Raw genomic sequence first — 5,407 nt, forward strand, 5'->3', positions numbered from 1 at the left:
CTCTGCTGCTGACGCAGACGACGAAACGAAGCGATTAATCGCTGAGTTTACGAAAGTTTGAAGTTGGTTGCAACTGCTCTTTAACAAACGAACAACCGATAAGTGTGAGTGCTTGTTTCGGACAAAGACCTTCGGGTCTGCAAAGAAATAAGTGCTTACACAGTCAAGAAAAGAAATTTTTTTGAGTGTACGTAAGCCAGTTTTAAAGATTGAACTTAAGAGTTTGATCCTGGCTCAGATTGAACGCTGGCGGAATGCTTTACACATGCAAGTCGAACGGCAGCACGGGTGCTTGCACCTGGTGGCGAGTGGCGAACGGGTGAGTAATGCATCGGAACGTGCCGTATAGTGGGGGATAACGCATCGAAAGGTGTGCTAATACCGCATACGCCCTGAGGGGGAAAGTGGGGGACCGTAAGGCCTCACGCTATACGAGCGGCCGATGTCCGATTAGCTAGTTGGTGGGGTAAAGGCTCACCAAGGCGACGATCGGTAGCTGGTCTGAGAGGACGACCAGCCACACTGGGACTGAGACACGGCCCAGACTCCTACGGGAGGCAGCAGTGGGGAATTTTGGACAATGGGGGAAACCCTGATCCAGCCATTCCGCGTGAGTGAAGAAGGCCTTCGGGTTGTAAAGCTCTTTTGTCAGGGAGGAAATCCTTAACGTTAATACCGTTGGGGGATGACAGTACCTGAAGAATAAGGACCGGCTAACTACGTGCCAGCAGCCGCGGTAATACGTAGGGTCCAAGCGTTAATCGGAATTACTGGGCGTAAAGCGTGCGCAGGCGGCTGATTAAGCCAGATGTGAAATCCCCGGGCTCAACCTGGGAACTGCGTTTGGAACTGGTCAGCTAGAGTACGTCAGAGGGGGGTAGAATTCCACGTGTAGCAGTGAAATGCGTAGAGATGTGGAGGAATACCGATGGCGAAGGCAGCCCCCTGGGATGATACTGACGCTCATGCACGAAAGCGTGGGGAGCAAACAGGATTAGATACCCTGGTAGTCCACGCCCTAAACGATGTCTACTAGTTGTCGGGGGAGGAATCCTTTGGTAACGAAGCTAACGCGAGAAGTAGACCGCCTGGGGAGTACGGTCGCAAGATTAAAACTCAAAGGAATTGACGGGGGCCCGCACAAGCGGTGGATGATGTGGATTAATTCGATGCAACGCGAAAAACCTTACCTACCCTTGACATGCCAGGAATCTTGCAGAGATGTGAGAGTGCTCGAAAGAGAACCTGGGCACAGGTGCTGCATGGCTGTCGTCAGCTCGTGTCGTGAGATGTTGGGTTAAGTCCCGCAACGAGCGCAACCCTTGCCATTAGTTGCTACCATTTAGTTGAGCACTTTAATGGGACTGCCGGTGACAAACCGGAGGAAGGTGGGGATGACGTCAAGTCCTCATGGCCCTTATGGGTAGGGCTTCACACGTCATACAATGGTCGGTACAGAGGGTTGCCAACCCGCGAGGGGGAGCTAATCTCAGAAAGCCGATCGTAGTCCGGATCGCAGTCTGCAACTCGGCTGCGTGAAGTCGGAATCGCTAGTAATCGCGGATCAGCATGTCGCGGTGAATACGTTCCCGGGCCTTGTACACACCGCCCGTCACACCATGGGAGTGGAATCCGCCAGAAGTAGGTAGCCTAACCGTAAGGAGGGCGCTTACCACGGTAGGTTTCATGACTGGGGTGAAGTCGTAACAAGGTAGCCGTAGGGGAACCTGCGGCTGGATCACCTCCTTTCTAGAGCAAGTTTGAGGCAAGTACTCACACTTATCGGTTGTTAAGTAAGAAGAGAAGCTGGGTCAGTAGCTCAGTCGGTTAGAGCACCGTCTTGATAAGGCGGGGGTCATAGGTTCGATTCCTATCTGACCCACCAAGCGATCGTGAAAATGGGGGTTTAGCTCAGCTGGGAGAGCACCTGCTTTGCAAGCAGGGGGTCGTCGGTTCGATCCCGTCAACCTCCACCAGTGACGAACTGTGAGTAATTATTGAGTGATTACTGACACTTCGTTGTTGAATAAGCGACGAAAAATTGTTCTTTAAAAAAATGGAAGAAGTAAAGAAGAGAAAGCGAAGGCTGGGATAGTTAATTCTATGCTGGTAGTCGTGAGTAACTTCAGGGTTTAGATTGTATCGATATGCATCATGTTGAGAGACGTGGTGTATAGCAAACACACAGCTGAGATTGACTGTAATGTTGGGCAGTAATGTCCAGGGTTATAGGATCAAGCGAATAAGTGCATGTGGTGGATGCCTAGGCGATTACAGGCGATGAAGGACGTGGCAGCCTGCGAAAAGCTTCGGGGAGTCGGCAACAGACTTTGATCCGGAGATGTCCGAATGGGGAAACCCGGCCAGCAATGGTCATCCTGCTCTGAATATATAGGGGCAGAGAAGCGAACCTGGTGAACTGAAACATCTAAGTAGCCAGAGGAAAAGAAATCAACCGAGATTCCGTAAGTAGTGGCGAGCGAACGCGGAAGAGCCTGTATGTGATAGCAGTTCTCTTAGTGGAATGGTCTGGAAAGGCCAGCGATAGTGGGTGATAGCCCCGTACACGAAAAGACAATTGTGGTACTGAGCATACGAGAAGTAGGGCGGGACACGAGAAATCCTGTCTGAAGATGGGGGGACCATCCTCCAAGGCTAAATACTCGTAATCGACCGATAGTGAACCAGTACCGTGAGGGAAAGGCGAAAAGAACCCCGGAAGGGGAGTGAAATAGAACCTGAAACCGCATGCATACAAACAGTGGGAGCCTCCTAGAGGGGTGACTGCGTACCTTTTGTATAATGGGTCAGCGACTTACATTCAGTAGCAAGCTTAACCGGATAGGGGAGGCGTAGCGAAAGCGAGTCTGATAAGGGCGATTAGTTGCTGGGTGTAGACCCGAAACCGGATGATCTATCCATGGCCAGGATGAAGGTTGGGTAACACCAACTGGAGGTCCGAACCCACTAACGTTGAAAAGTTAGGGGATGAGCTGTGGATAGGGGTGAAAGGCTAAACAAATCCGGAAATAGCTGGTTCTCTCCGAAAACTATTTAGGTAGTGCCTCATGTATCACTCTCGGGGGTAGAGCACTGTTATGGCTAGGGGGTCATTGCGACTTACCAACCCATGGCAAACTCCGAATACCGAGAAGTGCGAGCATGGGAGACAGACGGTGGGTGCTAACGTCCATCGTCAAGAGGGAAACAACCCAGACCGCCAGCTAAGGTCCCAAATGATATGCTAAGTGGAAAACGAGGTGGGAAGGCATAGACAGCCAGGATGTTGGCTTAGAAGCAGCCATCATTTAAAGAAAGCGTAATAGCTCACTGGTCGAGTCGTCCTGCGCGGAAGATGTAACGGGGCTCAAGCATATAACCGAAGCTGCGGATATGTACTTAGTACATATGGTAGGAGAGCGTTCTGTAGGCCGTTGAAGGTGTCTTGAGAAGGATGCTGGAGGTATCAGAAGTGCGAATGCTGACATGAGTAGCGATAAAGGGAGTGAAAAGCTCCCTCGCCGAAAACCCAAGGTTTCCTACGCAACGTTCATCGGCGTAGGGTGAGTCGGCCCCTAAGGCGAGGCAGAGATGCGTAGTCGATGGGAAACAGGTTAATATTCCTGTACCGATTATGGATGCGATGGGGGGACGGAGAAGGTTAGGTTAGCGGCCTGTTGGAATAGGTCGTTTAAGCGTGTAGGCGTGCTGCATAGGCAAATCCGTGCGGCTAAGCTGAGGCGTGATGACGAGGATCCACGTGATCTGAAGTAACTGATACCAAGCTTCCAGGAAAAGCCTCTAAGCTTCAGTCCATAATTGACCGTACCGCAAACCGACACAGGTGGGTAGGGTGAGAATCCTAAGGCGCTTGAGAGAACTCAGGAGAAGGAACTCGGCAAATTGACACCGTAACTTCGGGATAAGGTGTGCCCAGATAACGTGAAGGCCCTGCGGCTGGAGCGGTAATGGGTTGCAGTGAAATGGTGGCTGCGACTGTTTAATAAAAACACAGCACTCTGCAAACACGAAAGTGGACGTATAGGGTGTGACGCCTGCCCGGTGCTGGAAGATTAAATGATGGGGTGCAAGCTCTTGATTGAAGTCCCAGTAAACGGCGGCCGTAACTATAACGGTCCTAAGGTAGCGAAATTCCTTGTCGGGTAAGTTCCGACCCGCACGAATGGCGTAACGATGGCCACACTGTCTCCTCCTGAGACTCAGCGAAGTTGAAATGTTTGTGAAGATGCAATCTCCCCGCGGCTAGACGGAAAGACCCCGTGCACCTTTACTGTAGCTTTGCATTGGACTTTGAACAGACTTGTGTAGGATAGGTGGGAGACTATGAAGTGGGAACGCTAGTTCTCATGGAGTCGTCCTTGAAATACCACCCTGGTGTGTTTGAGGTTCTAACCCAGGTCCGTAAACCGGATCGGGGACCGTGCATGGTAGGCAGTTTGACTGGGGCGGTCTCCTCCCAAATTGTAACGGAGGAGCTCGAAGGTTCTCTAGGTACGGTCGGAAATCGTACTGATAGCGCAATGGCAAAAGAGAGCTTGACTGCGAGACTGACAAGTCGAGCAGGTGCGAAAGCAGGACATAGTGATCCGGTGGTTCTGAATGGAAGGGCCATCGCTCAACGGATAAAAGGTACGCCGGGGATAACAGGCTGATTCCTCCCAAGAGTTCACATCGACGGGGGAGTTTGGCACCTCGATGTCGGCTCATCACATCCTGGGGCTGAAGCCGGTCCCAAGGGTATGGCTGTTCGCCATTTAAAGTGGTACGTGAGCTGGGTTTAAAACGTCGTGAGACAGTTTGGTCCCTATCTGCCGTGGGCGTTGGAAATTTGAGGGGGGCTGCTCCTAGTACGAGAGGACCGGAGTGGACGCATCTCTGGTGTACCGGTTATCACGCCAGTGGTATCGCCGGGTAGCTAAATGCGGAAGAGATAAGCGCTGAAAGCATCTAAGCGCGAAACTTGCCTCGAGATGAGATTTCCCTGTTGCTATAAGCAACCTGAAGGGTCGTTGAAGACCACGACGTTGATAGGTCGGGTGTGGAAGCGCAGTAATGCGTTAAGCTAACCGATACTAATTGCCCGAGAGGCTTGATCCTATAACCGTGGATATTGCGGTTGTTGGTTGACGCTGTGTGAAGTGGATATAATTTAGACCTGAAAAGAATTACTTCTTCCGTTTTTAGTGGTGAGTGATGAAGATCACTTGCTGCGTGACAAGTTACGCTTGGCAGCCATAGCGCGTTGGACCCACGCCTTCCCATTTCGAACAGGACCGTGAAACGACGTAGCGCCGATGATAGTGAGCATTGCGCTTGTGAAAGTAGGACACTGCCGGGCACCCCACAGGAAGCCCCTGATCTGACGATCAGGGGCTTTTTACGTTTG

Annotated in this window: 2 tRNA genes and 3 rRNA genes; all 5 read left to right on the plus strand. The window is 51.5% G+C overall.

Features of this window, described 5'->3' with window-relative positions:
• Positions 1-211: 211 nt before the first annotated feature.
• The 5 genes from F552_RS0100060 to rrf all read left to right on the plus strand — a co-directional run bounded on the left by F552_RS0100060 (position 212) and on the right by rrf (position 5,359).
• Positions 212-1,749: ribosomal RNA gene (locus F552_RS0100060) — 16S ribosomal RNA — on the plus strand.
• A 59-nt stretch (positions 1,750-1,808) separates the two neighbouring features.
• Positions 1,809-1,885 (plus strand) — tRNA-Ile (locus F552_RS0100065).
• 15 nt (positions 1,886-1,900) lie between these two features.
• Positions 1,901-1,976 (plus strand) — tRNA-Ala (locus tag F552_RS0100070).
• A gap of 256 nt (positions 1,977-2,232) precedes the next feature.
• Positions 2,233-5,118 (plus strand): 23S ribosomal RNA (locus F552_RS0100075).
• Between the two features lie 127 nt (positions 5,119-5,245).
• Positions 5,246-5,359 (plus strand): 5S ribosomal RNA (gene rrf / locus F552_RS0100080).
• The 16S, 23S and 5S rRNA genes sit together here with 2 tRNA genes alongside, the layout of an rRNA operon.
• Positions 5,360-5,407: the final 48 nt, after the last annotated feature.

Origin of the sequence: Leeia oryzae DSM 17879 (assembly GCF_000376945.1) — a bacterium.
GTDB lineage: Bacteria > Pseudomonadota > Gammaproteobacteria > Burkholderiales > Leeiaceae > Leeia > Leeia oryzae.